This is a genomic window from Campylobacter vicugnae (assembly GCF_002139875.1).
In the GTDB taxonomy this organism is placed as follows: domain Bacteria; phylum Campylobacterota; class Campylobacteria; order Campylobacterales; family Campylobacteraceae; genus Campylobacter; species Campylobacter vicugnae.
The window spans coordinates 252,387-270,179 of sequence record NZ_CP018793.1; the positions used below are offsets into that span (position 1 = coordinate 252,387).

The 17,793-nt window shown below is 34.4% G+C and carries 14 protein-coding genes and 2 pseudogenes; 11 read left to right on the plus strand and 5 right to left on the minus strand.

Annotated features, from left to right (window positions below; genetic code table 11):
• Positions 1-5: 5 nt before the first annotated feature.
• From CVIC12175_RS01335 to flhB, 8 genes are read left to right on the plus strand one after another with little or no spacing between them, the layout of a single operon-like run.
• The gene (locus CVIC12175_RS01335) at positions 6-2,339 is read left to right on the plus strand and encodes a hybrid sensor histidine kinase/response regulator (RefSeq protein WP_086315804.1); all 2,334 of its coding nucleotides are present in this window, start codon (positions 6-8) and stop codon (positions 2,337-2,339) included.
• 9 nt (positions 2,340-2,348) lie between these two features.
• Entirely contained in the window at positions 2,349-2,849 is a 501-nt protein-coding gene (locus tag CVIC12175_RS01340) for a chemotaxis protein CheW (RefSeq protein ID WP_086246951.1), read from the plus strand.
• Between the two features lie 9 nt (positions 2,850-2,858).
• A complete protein-coding gene (serB, locus tag CVIC12175_RS01345) occupies positions 2,859-3,482 on the plus strand; it encodes a phosphoserine phosphatase SerB (protein WP_086315805.1) in 624 nt (207 codons plus the stop codon).
• 9 nt (positions 3,483-3,491) lie between these two features.
• Entirely contained in the window at positions 3,492-4,472 is a 981-nt protein-coding gene (locus CVIC12175_RS01350) for a transaldolase (RefSeq protein ID WP_086315806.1), read from the plus strand.
• A 57-nt stretch (positions 4,473-4,529) separates the two neighbouring features.
• Positions 4,530-5,066, plus strand: a complete 537-nt coding sequence (locus CVIC12175_RS01355) for a 50S ribosomal protein L25/general stress protein Ctc (protein ID WP_086255755.1) — start codon at positions 4,530-4,532, stop codon at positions 5,064-5,066.
• Positions 5,066-5,611, plus strand: coding sequence for an aminoacyl-tRNA hydrolase (gene pth, locus CVIC12175_RS01360; protein WP_086315807.1), 546 nt, complete (start codon positions 5,066-5,068; stop codon positions 5,609-5,611). The genes CVIC12175_RS01355 and pth overlap by 1 nt, the downstream gene beginning before the upstream one ends.
• Before the next feature lie 46 nt (positions 5,612-5,657).
• Complete coding sequence (gene nspC, locus CVIC12175_RS01365) at positions 5,658-6,797, plus strand: carboxynorspermidine decarboxylase (RefSeq protein ID WP_418219514.1); 1,140 nt, start codon at positions 5,658-5,660, stop codon at positions 6,795-6,797.
• A gap of 7 nt (positions 6,798-6,804) precedes the next feature.
• Positions 6,805-7,881 (plus strand): flagellar biosynthesis protein FlhB, encoded by a 1,077-nt coding sequence (flhB, locus tag CVIC12175_RS01370; RefSeq protein ID WP_086315809.1) that lies wholly within the window; start codon positions 6,805-6,807, stop codon positions 7,879-7,881.
• Between the two features lie 154 nt (positions 7,882-8,035).
• Here flhB and CVIC12175_RS08785 read toward each other — a convergent pair.
• From CVIC12175_RS08785 to CVIC12175_RS01390, 5 genes and pseudogenes are all read right to left on the minus strand, one after another.
• Positions 8,036-8,542 (minus strand): annotated as a pseudogene (locus CVIC12175_RS08785) (methyl-accepting chemotaxis protein); the annotation flags it as partial.
• A gap of 615 nt (positions 8,543-9,157) precedes the next feature.
• Positions 9,158-10,036 (minus strand): annotated as a pseudogene (locus tag CVIC12175_RS08790) (nitrate- and nitrite sensing domain-containing protein); the annotation flags it as partial.
• Between the two features lie 210 nt (positions 10,037-10,246).
• The gene (locus CVIC12175_RS01380) at positions 10,247-10,672 is read right to left on the minus strand and encodes a type II secretion system protein (protein WP_086255765.1); all 426 of its coding nucleotides are present in this window, start codon (positions 10,670-10,672) and stop codon (positions 10,247-10,249) included.
• Entirely contained in the window at positions 10,672-11,952 is a 1,281-nt protein-coding gene (locus tag CVIC12175_RS01385) for a dihydroorotase (protein ID WP_086302870.1), read from the minus strand. Before CVIC12175_RS01385 ends, CVIC12175_RS01380 begins: the two co-directional genes overlap by 1 nt.
• Positions 11,952-12,884, minus strand: coding sequence for an aspartate carbamoyltransferase catalytic subunit (locus CVIC12175_RS01390; RefSeq protein WP_086302868.1), 933 nt, complete (start codon positions 12,882-12,884; stop codon positions 11,952-11,954). Before CVIC12175_RS01390 ends, CVIC12175_RS01385 begins: the two co-directional genes overlap by 1 nt.
• Positions 12,885-13,076: 192 nt before the next feature.
• Between CVIC12175_RS01390 and rho the strand changes: the two genes are divergently transcribed.
• From rho to lepA, 3 genes are read left to right on the plus strand one after another with little or no spacing between them, the layout of a single operon-like run.
• Entirely contained in the window at positions 13,077-14,396 is a 1,320-nt protein-coding gene (rho, locus tag CVIC12175_RS01395) for a transcription termination factor Rho (RefSeq protein WP_086246941.1), read from the plus strand.
• Positions 14,397-14,398: 2 nt separating this feature from the next.
• On the plus strand, positions 14,399-15,988 hold the full coding sequence (locus tag CVIC12175_RS01400) for a DNA polymerase III subunit gamma/tau (protein WP_086302866.1): 1,590 nt from the start codon (positions 14,399-14,401) through the stop codon (positions 15,986-15,988).
• A 7-nt stretch (positions 15,989-15,995) separates the two neighbouring features.
• Positions 15,996-17,786 (plus strand): translation elongation factor 4, encoded by a 1,791-nt coding sequence (lepA, locus tag CVIC12175_RS01405; protein ID WP_086302864.1) that lies wholly within the window; start codon positions 15,996-15,998, stop codon positions 17,784-17,786.
• The last annotated feature ends 7 nt before the right edge of the window (positions 17,787-17,793 follow it).

Here is a 17,793-nt window from a genome sequence, read left to right on the forward strand (position 1 = left end):
GATTTATGGATGATATGCAAGAAATTCTTGAAGACTTTTTAGTCGAGGCATTTGAACTTATTGAGCAGATTGACCATGATTTAGTTGAATTAGAGTCTAATCCTGAGGATTTAGAGCTATTAAATCGTATTTTCCGCGTTGCACATACAATCAAAGGTAGCTCATCATTTTTAAATTTTGATGTCTTAACAAAGCTTACACATCATATGGAAGATGTGCTTAATAAAGCTCGTCATGGAGAGCTTAAAATCACTCCGGACATTATGGATGTAGTTCTTGAATCAGTTGATATGATGAAGGCACTTCTAAGAAGCATTAGAGAGCGTGGCAATGATACTGATGCTGGTGTAAGTATATCTGATATATGTCATAGGCTTACAGCTATTAATGAAGGTAGAGATCCAAATGCTGATGAAGATAGACAGGCTCAACCGCAAGAAGAGACACAATCTAAACCACAAGAAGATAGCCAGCCAGAACCAGAATCAGCAATGGATCAAGAGCCTGAAGTAGATGTAAATAGTCTAAGTGATGCTGAAGTTGAAGCTGAGATAGAAAGACTGTTAAAAGTTCGCAAAGCTGAAGATCAAGCTAGAAAAGATAAACAAAAACAAAATAGTCAAGAGTCAGCAGCTACACAAGAGCCAACTCCTAAGGTTCAAACTCCTAAAGCCTCAAAAGAACAAACTGCACCGGCTCACTCTAATGCATCAGCTGTAGAGCAGACTATTAGAGTTGAGGTTAAAAGACTTGATAATTTAATGAATTTAATCGGTGAATTAGTTCTTGGTAAAAATAGACTTCTTAAAATTTATGATGATGTAGAAGAGAGATATGAGGGCGAGAAATTCTTAGAAGAGTTAAATCAAGTTGTTAGTCAGCTAAGCTTAGTAACTACTGATATTCAATTAGCTGTTATGAAGACTAGAATGCTTCCAATTGCTAAGGTATTTAATAAATTCCCAAGAATGGTGCGTGATCTAAGCCGTGAACTAGGCAAACAAATTGATCTAGAAATTAGCGGTGAAGAGACAGAGCTAGATAAATCTATAGTAGAAGAGATTGGAGATCCGCTAGTTCATATCATTAGAAATTCATGCGATCACGGCGTTGAAGATCCTAAAGATAGACTAGCAGCTGGCAAACCCGAAAAAGGTATAATTCAACTAAAAGCCTATAATGAAGGTAACCATATCGTTGTTGAAATCGTAGATGATGGTAAGGGAATTGACGCTTTAGCTGTGAAGATGAAGGCACTTGAAAGAGGTATCATCACAGAAAGAGAAGTTGATAGTATGAGTGATAAAGAGGCGTTCTCTTTAATATTCAAACCTGGATTTTCTATGGCAAAACAAGTTACAAATGTTAGTGGCCGTGGTGTTGGAATGGATGTTGTTAAGACAAATATTGAGAAATTAAATGGTATAATTGATATAGATAGCGAAGTGGGTAAAGGCACAATAATTAAGCTAAAAATCCCTCTAACTCTAGCTATTATTCAATCTTTATTGGTAGGTTCTCAAGAGGAATTTTATGCTATTCCACTGGCAAGCGTAAAAGAGACTGTAAGAGTCCCAGTAGATAATATCTATACAATTGAAGGCAAAAATGTCCTTAGACTTCGTGATGAGGTTCTTAGTCTTGTTAGACTTAGCGATCTATTTGGCGTTAAACAGGTATTTGAAAGTGGTGATCAGACATATGTAGTTGTGATTAATGTAGCTGATAGTAAGCTTGGCATTATTGTAGATAACTTGATTGGTCAAGAAGAGATTGTTATTAAATCACTTGGTAACTATCTGCAAAATATCCGCGGAATTGCTGGCGGTACAATTAGAGGTGATGGTAAGGTAACACTAATTGTAGATGTAGGTATGATTATGGATATGGCAAAAGAGATCAAAATAGATATTAGAGCTAGTATGGAATCAAGCGCACAAATGGCTAAAAAAGAAAAACCAAGCGATTATAAAGTTCTTATCGTAGATGACTCTAAAATGGATAGAACAATTATGCAAAAATCGCTTGAGCCAATCGGCGTAACCGTGATAGAAGCGACTAATGGTATTGAAGCGCTTAATATAATTAAATCAGGCGATCATAGTTTAGATGCGGTGCTAATAGATATTGAAATGCCAAGAATGGATGGATATACTTTAGCTGGAGAGATTAGAAAATACTCTAAATATCGCAATCTGCCATTAATTGCAGTAACAAGTAGAACAAGTAAGAGCGATCGCTTAAGAGGTGTCGAAGCAGGTATGACTGAGTATATTACAAAACCATACTCACCAGAATACCTAGAAAATGTCGTCAGAAAAAATATAAAGCTAGTGTAAGGAAGTAAAATGAGCGATAAATTAGGTGAAGTTTTACAAAGACAAAAACAGCAAATAAGCGAACCAGAAAATACTAAAGATAGAGAAGAGATAGAGCAGCTTGTAGGTTTTATCGTTGGAGATGAGGAATTTGCTATTCCGATTTTATATATTAAAGAGATTATTAAACCAATTGAATATACTAGAGTACCTAGTGTTCCGCCATATGTGCTTGGTGTATTTAATCTTAGAGGTAGCGTAATTCCTTTAATAGATTTAAGGATTAGATTTAATCTTGAACCTAGCAAAATGACACCAAATACTAGATATATCGTTATGCAAGATAATGATAATATCGCAGGATTTGTTATCGATAGACTTACAGAGGCTATTAGAATAAACACTAATAGAATCGATCAGCCGCCTGAAACTCTAGCTAAAGATAAAGGAATGATCCAAGGTATCGGTAAAAGAGATAGCAATATCTTAACGATATTAAAGGTTGAATCTTTGTTAAAACGCGATTTTTAAGGCATTTAAATGATTAAACTTTGCGTTTTTGATTTTGATTCTACGCTTATGGATGGTGAGACTATCACCATCCTTTCAAGTGCAATGGGCATGGATAAAGAGGTTGGCGATATCACCTCTAGAGCAATGGCAGGTGAGCTTGATTTTTATGAAAGCTTAGTAAAGCGAGTTAAGCTAATTGAGGGCTTAGAACTTAGCAAAGCCTTAGAGATTACTTCAAATTTACCATTTATAACTGGTGCAAAAGATATCATCTCATATCTAAAATCTAAAAATATTAAAACGGTTGTATTTAGCGGTGGATTTCATATCGCAACAGATGCTGCACAGCAAAAGCTGGGTTTTGATCTAAATTTTGCTAATGAGCTACATCATAAAAATGGAATTCTAACTGGAAATGTAGGCGGTGAGATGATGTTTGGCGATTCTAAAGGTAAGATGCTTGCAAGACTTAAGAGCTTTTTAGGCTTAAGTAGTGATGAAGTAGTTTGTGTAGGTGATGGTGCAAATGATATATCTATGTTTAAAGAGTCTAGCATTGGAATTGCATTTTGTGCTAATAAGATATTAAAAGAGGCAGCAACTCATATCATAGATATTAAAGATTTAAATGAGATTAAAAAGATAATATAAAGGTGCAAAATGAAAGAGATTAATTTTTCTCTTTGGTGTGATTTTTTAGAGCGTGATTTTATAAATTCAGAATTTATAGAGTTAATTCAAAATGGTACAATTAATGGTGCTACAAGCAATCCAAGTATATTTAAAAACGCTATTTGTAACTCAAAAGCATATAGTGAGCTAAAAGAGAAATTTGGCAAAAAAGATACAAAAAAACTATATGAAATTTTAGCTACAAATGATATTAAAATGGCAGCTTCTAAAATGTTAATTAATTATGCTAAAGGCGATGATGGATTTGTAAGTATTGAAGTTGATCCAAATTTAACTTTAGCAAGCGATATAATAGAAGAAGGCAAAAGACTATATAATGCAATTAAAATGCCAAATGTAATGATTAAAATTCCAGCCATATCATCTGGATTTGAAGCAATGAGCGAATTGATGAAAAAGGGAATTAATGTAAATGCAACGCTAATATTCTCAGATTCACAAGCTAAAAACTGCCTAGAAGCATTCAAAGAAGGTACAAAAAAATATAGCAAAAGATTTCCGCAAACCACACTTCCTCAAGGTGTAATTAGTGTATTTGTAAGTCGTTTTGATAGAATGCTTGATGAGCAGCTTAATCAAAAGGCTAAGTTTGGTATTTATAATGCAACTAATATATATAATCAAATTCAAAATGCTAATCAAAGCAATGTAAGAACTCTATTTGCTAGCACTGGAGTTAAGGGATCAAACTTGCCGGCTCATTATTATATCAAGGAGCTTTTATATCCAAATTCGATAAATACAGCTCCGCTTGATACTATTAAAGCTTTTATGGCTAGTGGAGATTTTGCTCCTAAAGCGCTGCCAAGTAGCGATGAAATATCTGCATTTATGCTTAATGCTCAAGAGAGTGGTGTAGATTATAATAGAGTTTGTACTCAGCTTTTAGATGAAGGTTTAGAAGCTTTTGTAGTGGCTTTTGATGAAATTTTGACATCGTTATCATAAGTTTAAATTTAGATTTTTTGGATATAATTGCCACTTATTTTATTTTAAGGAAATATAATGTTAGAAGGCATTGTTAGAGAGAGTATTGACAAAAGAAGCACAAAAGCTCTTAGGAAAGATGGTTATCTAATCGCTAACATTTACGCAAAAGGTATTGAAAATATCAATGCTGCTTTTAAGGTAAATGATTTTATTAAGACTGTAAAGTCTAAAAGCGGTTTGAAATTTGATGTAAGCGTAGGTGGTAAAACTTACAATGTTGTTGTTGTTGATTATCAAAAACATCCAGTAACAAGTATGCTAAAACATGTTGATTTAAAAGTAGTTTTACCAGATGTAGAGTCTAAATACCTTGTCCCAGTTGTTCCTGTAGGTACTCCAGCAGGTATTAAAAACAAAGGCGTACTATTACAATCTAAAAAACGCTTAAGCGTTAAATGTAAAGGTAAAGACCTTCCAGATAGCTTTAAAGTAGATGTAACTCCACTTGATATAGATGATACAGTATTGGTTCGCGATATTGTAGCTCCACAAAATGTTCGCATTATTGATGCGGGTCGTATAGCAGTTCTAGGTGTAGTAAAAGCTAAATAATGACCTTAGTAGCCGGACTAGGCAACATCGGTAAGGAGTATGAAAATACTCGCCATAATGTTGGATTTATGCTTATTGATTCTATGCTACAAGATGGCGGATATATCGATGTAAGTTCGGCTAAATTTCAAGGTGAGCTATATAAAAAAGGCTCACTTCTTCTTCTTAAACCATCAACATATATGAATGCAAGCGGCAAGTCTTTAAAGGCCGTTAATGATTTTTATAAACCTGATCATATCATTGTAGTACATGATGAACTTGATATCGCTTTTGGTGCTATAAGATTTAAAAATGGCGGAAGTAGCGGCGGTCATAATGGTATTAAATCAATTGATTCTTTAATAGGTAATAATTATGACAGAGTTCGCATAGGTATAGGGCGTGGTGATAAAGGCGTGATTAATTATGTTTTGAGTGATTTTGATAGTAATCAAATAAAACAACTCCCTGATATTTTACTACATGCTAAAAATGCAATTTTTGCTCTAGTTAGCTCAAAAGATATCGCAGCTGTCTCATCTAAATTTGCACTTAAAGCCTAAAATTATCTTAATTTAAATTTGATATAATACCATAATTAAATTTAGGATCAATATGAAATTACAAGATATTAAAACCCCAGCTTATGTATGTCAAAAAAGCAAGCTTGAGTCAAATTTAAATCTACTTCATTATGTTGCTAAAGAGAGTGGAGCAAAGGTTCTTTGTGCGCTTAAAGGTTTTGCATTTTCTCCTGGTATGCCGCTTGTTTCATCTATTTTAGATGGTGCTACTTGCAGTGGTTTAATTGAGGCTAAATATGCCAAAGAGCATGGTTTTAAAGAAATTCATACTTATTCTCCAGCTTTTAGCGATGATGATATAGATGAGGTTTTAGCTATTAGTCATCATGTGGTTTTTAATAGTTTTACACAGTGGAAAAGATTTGCTACTAAGGCTAAAAATAGTAGCGCTAGCATAGGTTTAAGAGTAAATCCAAATGTCTCAGCTAGTCCAACTGATATGTATAACCCGTGTGCTAAATACTCACGACTTGGAATTACAAAACAAAATTTTGAATTTGATTTTCTTGATGGTATTGATGGGCTGCATTTTCATGCGCTTTGTGAAGAGAGTGCTTGGAGTCTTAAGATTGTTTTAGAGGCATTTGAAGAGCAGTTTGGAGATATTTTACCGCGTATGAAGTGGGTAAATTTTGGTGGTGGGCATCATATTACTAAAAGTGGATATGATGTTGATTTGCTTATTTTGCTTATTAAAAACTTTTCGCAAAAATATGGAGTTGAAGTCTATATAGAACCAGGAGAGGCTGTAGGTTGGGAGTGCGGATTTTTAATCGCAAGCGTGCTTGATATTGTAGATAATGAACAAAAGACTTGCATTATTGATGCTTCAGCTGAGTGCCATATGCCTGATACTATTTTAATGCCATATCGTCCAAAAATAAGAGGTGAGAGTCAAAATGGCAAATTTAGCTATAGATTTGGTGGGGCTACTTGTTTGGCTGGAGATATTGTAGGGGCTGAAGCAGGAGATCCGATTTATAGTTTTGATAACTCAATAAATATCGGTGATAAGGTAATCTTTGAAGATCAAATTCACTATACAATAGTTAAAAATACTACCTTTAATGGCGTAAAACTTCCAAGCTTAGCAATGATGGATAATGATGGCAAGGTTACTGTTTGTCGTGAGTTTGGCTATGATGATTATGCCAAGAGAAATTAAGTAAGCTATGGCAGACGATCAAGAAAAGACAGAAGAAGCCACCCCCAAGAAGATTGAGGATGCTAGAAATAAAGGCAATGTCCCAAAATCGCAAGATTTAAGCGGTTTTGTTACCTTGCTTGTTGGGTGTGTTGCGCTTATTGCTTTGATGGGTTTTATGGGTGATAGGGTGATGAATTTATATCTATACTATCAAGATATAATTGGCACTCCGCTTACTAGAGAGCTATTTTTTAAGATTGTAATTCACTCAATTTTTCAATGTTTGTTTATACTTTTACCTCTACTTATTTGTGTTATGATTGCTGGAATTATTGCTAATATTATGCAGTTTGGATTTATTTTTACTACTGAGCCGCTTACGCCAAATTTGTCTAAGCTTGATCCGATTAAGGGTCTTGCAAATCTTTTTTCTCTTAAAAAAGCGGTTGAGACGGTAAAAATTTTAGTTAAGGTTTCAGCTATTTTTGGTTGTGCGTTTTACGTATTTTTACAGTTTATCACTGAGTTGCCTTATACAATGTTTTACACGATGTTTGACCAGCTTGTATGGCTTAGAAATAAGATGTTTATTCTAGCTGGGATTATGCTGCTACTATTTATGCTTATTGCAATTGCTGATATTTTTATTGTTAGATATCAGTATTTTAAAGGGCTTAGAATGTCTAAGCAAGAAGTTAAAGATGAGTATAAACAGATGGATGGAGATCCACGCGTGAAGGGACGAATTCGCCAATTGCAGATGCAAGCAGCCAAGAAGCGTATGATGCAAAATATCCCAGCAGCCGATGCGATAATAACCAATCCAACTCACTATGCTGTAGCTATCCGCTATGATAAGGATAAAGAGTCTGCTCCTGTTGTCTTAGCCAAAGGTGTTGATCATTTGGCTCTTCGTATTAGACAGATTGGGATTGAGCATGGGGTGCAGATTGTAGAAAATCCACCTCTTGCTCGTGAGCTGTATCGTCTGTGTGATATAGATGATCAAATCCCAGCTAATCTATTTAAGGCCGTGGCTGAAGTTTTAACATTTGTTTATTTAGGTAATAAGACTAAATTTGCTAAAAGATTAAATGGTTAGGATTTTTGTGAGTTGTATTATTAAAAATAATAATTATCGCAAATAAGTATTTTAATAAATCTTTTTTAACTTATAAAATTTCTATGTATTATTATGCTTTAGTAATTAGATGTAATTTTGAATCCAAATTAAATTTGGATTCAAAATTATAGATTTAAAACTTAAATTCGCTAATTTTATCTCTTAGATCTTCAGCTTTATGCTCTAAAGTATCAGATACTGAGCTAATCTTATCCATAGAATCTGAGATATTTTGTAATCTATCATTTAGAGTTTTGTTGTTGCTTAGTAGATTATTTGTTTTATCATTTAACTCTTGTGAGCTAGCTATTGTTTGATTAGCTAGGGCGATGATGTGATCAATTCTATTATTTGCTGTTTGAATTGTATTTTGAATATTTTGAGCTTCATCAACAAATGTAGTAAAATCTTTTGAAGTATGTTGGATTTTATTGCTTACATCATCGATTGATCTAGTTATAGCATTAATTGTTACATCAATCTCATCTAAAGATTTACCAGTTCTTTCAGCTAGTTGTCTAACCTCATCAGCAACAACTGCAAAGCCTCTGCCATGTTCGCCAGCACGAGCTGCTTCTATAGCAGCATTAAGCGCAAGAAGATTTGTCTGATCAGCTATATCAGAGATAGTTGTAAGGATATTTTTTACATTTTGAGCATCGGTATTTAGCATTGAAATATTAGTTAGTAGCTCTTGTTGGCGACTAGCATCAAGAGTAACAAGCTCAGAGAAATCAGATATTACATTAGAAGTCGAGCTTAATTCTTTTTTAGCTGTTAATATATCATTCATCGTATCATTGCTTTTTTGTGCGCTATCGCCTAGGCTATCTTCTACGCTATGACCAATTTTTTGTGAGTCGTTTGATAGTTTAAAGCCCTCTTGAGTATCGTTTTGAACTATTTTTGACTCATTTAATAGGTCATTTGCAATTTGTAGATTTTGTTGAATTTGGGTATCTAATTGACCAAATAGTTGTCGAATAACTCTTAAAAATCCCTCTATTTGCTCATAGATTAGCCCGATCTCATCTTTGCCTTTGTTTAGAACATTGTTTGGTCTAATATCTTTTGTTTTTTGGACATATACTAGATAGTTTAGGATTTTAGCAATTCTACTATTAATATTATGGATTATAATGTAACTAAATCCAAATGTAGCAATAAACGCAAAGGCTAAAATTCCAATTGAGAAAACAAGCACATCAATATTGCTTTGTCTTATCTGGTCTATATCTTTGATCAATCTAGCTGCTAGTCTATCTTCTACCTGTTTTAAAATATCAATCTTTTTAGTTATAGTAGCAAACCAATATGTACCACTAGTCTCAAATCCACCAGTAAATGCATTTTTCATCGCCACAGCTCTCATACGCTCGACTTCTTGAAAGTCTTTGTTGCCACTGGTTATATTATTGTAATTGACTAATTCCTCAGTTGCTACATATTTTTTAAACTCTTCTATATATAGATTTTGAGCTACAACTAATGCGATAAATTTGTTATAAATTCCATCGCCGAATTTATCAGCTGAGAATGTATTTGATAAGACTGCTCTTTCTTGACCGGCATTTTCTTTGGCATTTATAAAGCTTACAAATGCAGTTAAAGAGCGGATTATCTCGTAGTTGTTTGAGATATTAGAGATTACTACTATATTGTTGATTAGCTTTGCGATTGTGCTTGTATAATAGCCTAAGACATCTCCTACTTTAACGCTAAAATTATCTACGCCACTTCTTATGGATTTGATATTATTTAATGCATTTACAGTATCTTTTATAGAGTCTCTAAGCTCTACTGGATATGCATTTAACTCAAATTCAGCTAGATCTTGATTGAGTTTGTTTATCTCTTTATCGCTTAGTTGGCGTTGGTTTAGCAAGATTTTTTTAAAATCTTCACTTTTACTACCAAGATATCCTGATGATGAACCTCTTTCTTTTTGTAATTCATGAATTACAAGTGAAATTTGAGATGAGAGCAAAATACCATCTTCAAGCAGCTGAGTTCGTTTGTAGGTATCATACTCTTTGTTAATTAGATTGCCAGCTATAATCATAGCAACGATTAAAGGGATTACAATTAGAATAAGCATTTTATTCTTAATTTTAAAATTGTCGAAGATTGACATATTTCATCCTTTTAAACTTGTGGATTTTATTTACTTGATATTTTACTCTTAATAGATTATTTTTAGATTAAAATTTGGGTTTTTTATGAAAAAAATTATTTTATAGTTAAATATATTTTTATAAATTTTATTTTAGTATAAAAACATATAGAATTATTATTAAATTCAGAGCCACATTAACTCTTTTTTGCGACTCTAAATTTAAATAGTTTATTTAAATATTCCACTACTACTTAGAGTGATATCATTATCTATCCACTCTTTAACAGCTGGGATTTTAACTAAGGTAGCACATAGTGGCTCATCTTGAATATTAGCATTATTAATCTCAATAGAATCACTTGTAAGAGTGATATTTAGGCACCTTGTCCAAGCTTCGTTTTTATCTAGTGATTTTTTATATGTTGGGGCAAGTTGCTCTAAATTGCTTTGAGATTTTAATTCACCAGCTGGTAGTTTGCCATTTATAGTATAGTATGCAGTAAGCTGAACTATAGTATCTTTAAGCAATGTAGCCGATGTTACTGCACTTGCATCATCTTTAGTTGCAACTAGCCTAGGTACTGCGATACTAGCTAAAATGCCAAGCACCACAATAACAAATACAAGCTCAATCATAGTAAATGCATTTCTCATCACGCCACCACATTTGGAAAATCATATACTAATCTTCCAGATTTTATAGTTTTGATTGCAGCACCTTTTAGCTTTTTGCCTAAAAGTGGTGAGTTTTGTGATTTGGATTTATTTAGCTTCTCATCGTAGAGATATTCAAAATCAGGATCGACAATTGTAATATCAGCCAAATAACCCTCAGCGATAACTCCTCTATCGTTTAGTTTTAGTAGTTTGGCTGGATTTAGGCTAGTTAGTTCTACCATTTTATTTAAATTTATCACCCCATCACGAACTAAATTTAAAGTAAGTGGAATGAGCGTTTGAAGACCTAAAATTCCAAATGGAGCCTTATCAAATTCTCTTTGTTTTTCATCATTATGATGTGGAGCGTGGTCAGTACAGATGATATCTATAACTCCATTTTTTAGCCCCTCTCTCATCGCTTCTACATCAGCTTTAGTGCGAAGCGGTGGAGACATTTTGTAATTTGTATCGTAGTTTTCTAGCTCACTCTCATCAAAAGTAAAGTGGTGCGGGCAGACTTCACAAGTGATATTTATCCCCTCTTTTTTAGCTGTCTCTATCAGTTTTAAACTCCATGCACTACTAACATGAGCTATATGGATATGGCCACCTGTGAGCTTAGCTAGTAGCATATCACGGCTTATCATTATCTCTTCTTGTTCTCTTGGCATACCTTTGATGCCTAGCTTCATAGACATTTGGCCTTCATTCATATGGCCATTTCTACATAGTGAGCAGTCTTGAGAGTGATTGATAATAAAAGAGCCATGAAATGCCGAGTATTCAAGTGCAGCACGCATTACATCACTAGAACTAACAGGCAATCCATCATCACTAAATGCTACACATCCAGCCTCGCTCATCTCGCCCATTTCAGTGATACCGCCACCTTTCATACCTTTAGTTATAGCGCCAATTGGCATTAGATCTATTAAGCCGCGTTTTTTAGCCTTTTCTATCATATCTCTAGTTATTGTAGCATTATCATTTACTGGGTTTGTGTTCGCCATTGGGCAACAAGCAGTTACCCCGCCAGCTACTGCAGTTTGCGATCCAGTGATAATATCATCTTTATACTCAAATCCTGGATCTCTAAAATGCACATGGATATCAATTAAGCCCGGCATAACTAGTTTGCCATTAGCATCTATTACTATATCAGCAGATGGCTCATCTGTAGTAATGGTGATAATTTTATCATCTTGCATTAATATATTTGCTTTTTTGCTCTCGTTGGCATTGATTATTGTTCCATTTTTTATTAAAGTTTTCATTATAGCCCTTTTAGATTTTTATAAACTATATCTAATATAGCCATACGCACAGCTACGCCATTTTCTACTTGTGATAAGATTGTAGATATGCGTGGATCATCAGCTACATCGCTATTTAACTCTACTCCACGATTGATTGGTCCTGGATGGAGGATTATTACATTTTCTTTTGCTTTTTGCATTCTAGCTTTGCTTAGTCCAAAATATCTGCAATACTCTCTAATGCTTGGAAATGGAGTCTCATCATCACTTCTTTCTAGCTGAATTCTAAGCATTATAATAGCATCGCTTCCACTGACTGCCTCATCCATATCTTTGCAAATTTCACAACCAAAAACCTTGGCATATTGCATCATTTGTGGTGGCCCAAATAGTTTAACTTTTATACCTAATGTTTGCATAGCATAGATATTTGATCTAGCTACTCTAGAGTGAGCTATATCACCAATGATTGAAACTGTAAGATTATTAAATGAGCCAAATTTTTCATATATTGTAAAGAGATCTAATAACGCTTGAGTAGGATGCTCATTGCAACCATCTCCTGCATTTATCACACAGCTAGGAGTGCGAGAAGCGACAAATTGCGCTGCACCTGAACTACTATGGCGCATTATAAAGATATCTGTTTGCATAGATTCTATATTTTTGATTGTATCTATTAGGGTTTCGCCTTTATTGGTGCTTGAGTTACTAGCAGTGAAATTTATAGCATCACTAGATAGCCTTTTGGCTGCAATTTCAAAGCTTGTGCGAGTTCTAGTAGAGTTTTCAAAAAATGAATTTACAACCGTTACACCTTTTAGAAGTGGAGACTTTTTCTCATTTTGTAAATTTAAATTTTTGTAATCTTTAGCTAGGTTTAAAATTTGATATATATCCTCGGTGGTAAGATCTTTTGTAGAGATGAGATCCTTTTTGGAGTATGCCATTTTTGCCCCTTTTTTTAATACGATATTTTATCTAGATTTGGCTTAATGGTAGATTTAATTTTGAAATTTTATTAATTTATTTAAATTCAAATTTTATTGACAATTTAAGAAAATTTGTATAGAATTAGAACTTTAAAACTACAATTTTATTCGTTGTAACTGCTTATTTATTCACAATATTAAAGAGGACTAATGGAAAGTAAGGAAACTGCTCAACAGACTAAAAAACAGCACACACGCACTCATACGCCAGTTGATGGTTATAAAATAGAAGAGCTTAGACTTCAAGATTTAGATAGCTTAGTTGCCATCGCTGAAGAGGTCGGGGTACAAAATCCTAGAGAATTTCGTCGTCAAGAGCTTGTATTTGAGATTTTAAAAGCTCAAACTAAGCAAGGCGGGTTTATCTTATTTACTGGAATTTTGGAGATTGTAGAGGGTGGTTATGGATTTTTAAGATCCACTGATGCCAACCTAAGCGACTCAGCAAATGATACTTATGTAAGTTTAAGCCAGATTAAAAAATTTGCTCTAAGAGTTGGTGATATTATCACAGGTCAAGTACGAGAACCAAGGGAGCAAGAGAAGTATTATGCTCTTTTAAAAATAGAGGCAATCAATTATAAATCTATAGCCGAAGCAAAAGAAAGACCGCTATTTGATAATTTAACTCCACTATTTCCAAATCAAAAAATTCAACTAGAATATGATCCGATGAAGCTTACTGGTAGGGTACTTGATCTATTTACTCCAATTGGTAAGGGTCAGCGTGGCTTGATTGTTGCTCCACCTCGCACTGGTAAAACTGAGCTAATGAAAGAGTTAGCTCACGGTATTACAAGAAATCATCCAGAAGTTGAGCTAATAGTCTTGTTAATTGATGAGCGTCCCGAAGAGGTTACTGATATGCAGCGCAGCGTACGCGGAGAGGTATTTAGCTCTACATTTGATCTGCCTGCTTCAAACCATGTAAGGGTAGCTGAGTTAGTTATAGAAAAAGCTAAAAGATTAGTAGAAATGGGTAAAGATGTTGTTATCTTGCTTGATAGTATTACTCGTCTTGCAAGAGCCTATAATACAGTAACTCCAAGTAGTGGTAAGGTATTAAGTGGTGGCGTTGATGCAAATGCCTTACATAAGCCAAAGAGATTTTTTGGTGCAGCTAGAAATATAGAAAATGGTGGAAGTTTAACCATAGTAGCTACTGCTCTTATAGATACTGGTTCGCGTATGGATGATGTGATATTTGAAGAGTTTAAAGGTACTGGAAATAGCGAGATTATCCTAGATCGTACTATCTCAGATCGTAGAATTTATCCAGCTGTTAATATCTTAAAATCAGGCACAAGAAAAGATGAGCTTTTACAAGGCAGTGATGATCTGGGCAAAATTTGGGCGATACGCAATATTATAGCTACAATGGATGATATTGAGGCTCTTAAATTCTTATACTCAAAAATGTTAAAAACAAAAAACAATAAAGAGCTTCTAAGTATAATGAACGAGGGCTAAAAGTGAAAGCCTTAGCACTTAAATATCGCCCAAAGAGTTTTGATGAGCTAATCGGTCAAGAGGTTGTAGCCAATACTCTTACGCATGCTCTTGACTCTAATAGATTGGGTCATGCATATCTATTTTCTGGTCTTAGAGGAAGTGGCAAGACTAGTAGTGCTAGGATTTTTGCTAAAGCTCTTTTATGTAGCAAAGGTATTAGTGCGCATCCATGCGAAGTTTGTGCTAACTGCGTAATGGCTAATGAAAATCGCCATATGGATATTATTGAAATGGACGCAGCAAGCCATAGAAAAATCGATGATATTAGAGAGTTAATTGAACAGACTAAATATTCTCCAAGTAGTGCTAGATTTAAAGTATTTATAATAGATGAAGTTCATATGCTTACTAAAGAGGCTTTTAATGCACTTTTAAAGACGCTTGAAGAGCCGCCTGAATATGTCAAATTTATTCTAGCTACAACTGATCCACTTAAGCTTCCAGCTACTGTTTTATCTCGTACCCAGCACTTTAGATTTCACTCTATTGCCAAAGCTAGCGTGGTTAAGCATCTTGAGTTTATATTAAATAAAGAAGGAATTGAATTTGAAGAGCGAGCTTTAGAAGTGCTAGCTAGAAGCGGTGGAGGAAGCCTTAGAGATACGCTTACTTTACTTGATCAAGCTATAATTTATTCACACCAAAAGCTTACCCATAAAGTTATTGTAGATATGCTAGGACTCCTTGATCCAGCTAAGGTAGATGAGATATTTGCCGTGATTAACTCAAGGGATAAAAATGAGCTTTTAAAACTTTTGCACGAGTTGCAAAACTATGATTCTAGCTCTATTATTGATGAGCTAATAGAGAATTTAAAATATAAATTTATCCATCAAAATGGTGATTTTTCGCTTTTGATTTTTGAGAGATTTTTTAGAATTTTGAGTGAAGCAAAATCTATGTTAAATAGCTCAGCTGATCCGGAGTTTGTGTTATTTATCACTTTATTTATGATGCTTGAGGCATTTAATCTTACAAATATTGATGATGCGATATCATCACTAAAATCACAAAATAGCACCCCTGCAAATCAAGTAGCCCAAATTCAACCACAAGCTATACCAAATCAAACCATAATCAAACCACAATCAAAAGATGATTATCAGATTTTTGTAGATGCTTTATATGATAAAAGCTATGAGCTAGGCGTACTTTTTGATGAGTGCGTAAGATTAATAGGGTTTGAAAATGGAACTTTAAGCCTTGAATTTGCGATGAGTAATGAGCGGCTAACTTTTGCTAGAAAGTATTATAATGAAGTGATTTTGCCATCTGCAAAGGGAGTTTATGGGCAAGATATTAAGCTTGTAGTTCAAAAGAGCGAACCAAAAAAAACCACTCTTTTAAGTCGCGCTCCACTTCCTCCAGTAATAGAACAAAATCAAAATATAGAAAATGAAGTAAATAAACAAACAAATGAGTTAAACTCAAAAGCAAATAGCCAGGCAAAAGGAGTGCTATCATTAAAATCATCAATGAGCCAAGAGGAGATAAATTTAAAAGAGTTAAAACGGCTATTTGGCGAGCCGCAGATTTTATCAAATAGTTAGGAAAAATATGAAAAATATTAGAAATTTTAGCATTATCGCACATATCGACCATGGTAAAAGTACTCTAGCTGATCGCATTATTACTGAGTGTGGAGCTGTAGATGAAAGAGCTATGAGTGCGCAAGTTATGGATACAATGGATATAGAAAAAGAGCGTGGAATTACCATAAAGGCTCAATCTGTTAGACTTGGCTACACACTTGATGGTGAGCATTATATTTTAAATTTAATTGACACTCCAGGACATGTGGATTTTAGTTATGAAGTTAGTAGAAGTTTAGCAAGTTGCGAAGGCGCTTTGCTAGTTGTAGATGCATCTCAAGGCGTAGAGGCTCAGACTATAGCAAATGTATATATCGCACTTGATAATAATTTAGAAATTATCCCAGTAGTTAATAAAATTGACCTTCCAGCAGCTGATCCTGATAGGGTAAAAGATGAGATAGAGCATGTTATCGGTCTTGATTGTAGCGAGGCTTTAGAAGTGAGTGCAAAAAGTGGAGTTGGTATAAAGGAGTTAATAGAGACTATAATACGCAAAATCCCACCACCAAAGGCAAATTTAGATCTACCGCTAAAGGCGCTTATTTATGATAGTTGGTTTGATAACTATCTAGGTGCTTTAGCGCTTGTAAGATTATATGATGGAAGTGTTAAAAAAGGCGATGAAGTCTATGTAATGGGCACTGATAAAAAGCATATGGTATTGGATTTAATGTATCCAAACCCAGTCGCACCAATCAAAACAAATGAGCTAAAAGCTGGAGAAGTTGGCATAGTAGTGCTAGGGCTAAAAGATGTAGCAAGTGTAAGCGTAGGCGATACTATTACTCTAGCTAAAAATAGAGCCGCAGAACCTATAGGCGGATTTGAAAAGGCTAAGCCGTTTGTATTTGCTGGTTTATATCCGATCGATACAGATAAATTTGAAGACTTAAGAGATGCTCTTGATAAATTAAAGCTAAATGATAGCTCTATTAGCTATGAGCCTGAGACATCAGCGGCTCTTGGCTTTGGATTTAGGGTTGGATTTTTAGGCTTGCTTCATATGGAAGTGGTAAAAGAGAGACTAGAGCGTGAGTTTAATCTAGATCTTATCGCCACAGCTCCAACAGTAACTTATCAAGTAGTTTGTACTGATGGGGCTATTTTAGATATCCAAAATCCAAGCGAGCTACCGCCAACAAATAAGATAGATCATATAAAAGAGCCATATGTTAAGGCTACAATTATAACACCTAGCGAATTTTTAGGCAATATTATTAGCCTTTTAAATTCACGCCGTGCTATTCAAACTAAAATGGATTATATCACCACTTCAAGGGTGCTTTTGGAATATGATATACCGATGAATGAGATTGTTATGGACTTTTATGATAAATTAAAAAGCGCTACTAAAGGCTATGCAAGCTTTGATTATGAACCAAGCGAGTATAGAGTAGGAAATCTTGTCAAGCTTGATATTAAAGTAGCTGGTGAAACAGTTGATGCTCTTTCTATCATCGTGCCTGATGAAAAAGCTATGAGCAAAGGTAGAGACTTTGTAAAAGCTATGAAAGAGATAGTGCCTCGTCAGCTTTTTGAAGTAGCAATCCAAGCTAGTATCGGTAGTAAAATCATCGCCAGAGAAACGGTAAAATCAATGGGTAAAAATGTAACTGCTAAGTGCTATGGTGGTGATATTACTCGTAAAAGAAAATTACTAGAGAAGCAAAAAGAGGGTAAAAAGCGTATGAAAGCTATTGGTAAGGTTACGCTACCTAGCGAGGCGTTTTTGAGTGTGCTTAAGATAGATTAGGAAGAGA

Coding starts and splice junctions, on each gene's coding strand:
- CVIC12175_RS01335 (WP_086315804.1), top strand. CDS start 6: ATGGATGATATGCAAGAAATTCTTGAAGACTTTTTAGTCGAGGCATTT.
- CVIC12175_RS01340 (WP_086246951.1), top strand. CDS start 2,349: ATGAGCGATAAATTAGGTGAAGTTTTACAAAGACAAAAACAGCAAATA.
- serB (WP_086315805.1), top strand. CDS start 2,859: ATGATTAAACTTTGCGTTTTTGATTTTGATTCTACGCTTATGGATGGT.
- CVIC12175_RS01350 (WP_086315806.1), top strand. CDS start 3,492: ATGAAAGAGATTAATTTTTCTCTTTGGTGTGATTTTTTAGAGCGTGAT.
- CVIC12175_RS01355 (WP_086255755.1), top strand. CDS start 4,530: ATGTTAGAAGGCATTGTTAGAGAGAGTATTGACAAAAGAAGCACAAAA.
- pth (WP_086315807.1), top strand. CDS start 5,066: ATGACCTTAGTAGCCGGACTAGGCAACATCGGTAAGGAGTATGAAAAT.
- flhB (WP_086315809.1), top strand. CDS start 6,805: ATGGCAGACGATCAAGAAAAGACAGAAGAAGCCACCCCCAAGAAGATT.
- CVIC12175_RS01380 (WP_086255765.1), bottom strand. CDS start 10,672: ATGAGAAATGCATTTACTATGATTGAGCTTGTATTTGTTATTGTGGTG.
- CVIC12175_RS01385 (WP_086302870.1), bottom strand. CDS start 11,952: ATGAAAACTTTAATAAAAAATGGAACAATAATCAATGCCAACGAGAGC.
- CVIC12175_RS01390 (WP_086302868.1), bottom strand. CDS start 12,884: ATGGCATACTCCAAAAAGGATCTCATCTCTACAAAAGATCTTACCACC.
- rho (WP_086246941.1), top strand. CDS start 13,077: ATGGAAAGTAAGGAAACTGCTCAACAGACTAAAAAACAGCACACACGC.
- lepA (WP_086302864.1), top strand. CDS start 15,996: ATGAAAAATATTAGAAATTTTAGCATTATCGCACATATCGACCATGGT.